Consider the following 443-nt stretch of genomic DNA (forward strand, 5'->3'; position numbering starts at 1 on the left):
TCGGTCTGCCGCACCTTGTTAAGTGATTACGCAGGTCTGCCATGACTCAAGATCTTTAATAAACTCACCTAGACAGGTTTGGTCGGTAGTAAATTCATATTTTAGCTCCTGCTCCGGCGTATAGAGCATGCCACTTACTACCACACTTCCATTCTCTACAACATGGAATTTTATAAACCAGTTATCCCACTCAGGTTCTAAAGCGGCGCTACCAGATAACGATTGATCACAGCTTTTAAGCCGCTCAATGAACTGCTCCATTGGACTCTCGCCAAATGTAACAAAAACTTTTGCAGCGAAACCGTTAGATATCACGTGCACCAATGCCCCAAAACCTGAGCGGTCCCCGTATTTCTCAATATTGATAAACTCTAGCTTTGGATCTTCGCAGTTAGTTTTTAGCTTGATATCCATACAACACTTAACGCCCGCAGCAGGGGCGA

General features: G+C 44.5%; 1 protein-coding gene. It reads right to left on the reverse strand.

What is annotated here, in order from left to right:
• Positions 1–18: 18 nt before the first annotated feature.
• Positions 19–443 (reverse strand): WapI family immunity protein (locus B4U49_RS00185; protein WP_204902944.1); only part of this gene is annotated, 425 nt, incomplete at its 5' end.

Origin of the sequence: Microbulbifer mangrovi (genome assembly GCF_002009015.1) — a bacterium.
Taxonomy (GTDB): Bacteria; Pseudomonadota; Gammaproteobacteria; order Pseudomonadales; family Cellvibrionaceae; genus Microbulbifer; species Microbulbifer mangrovi.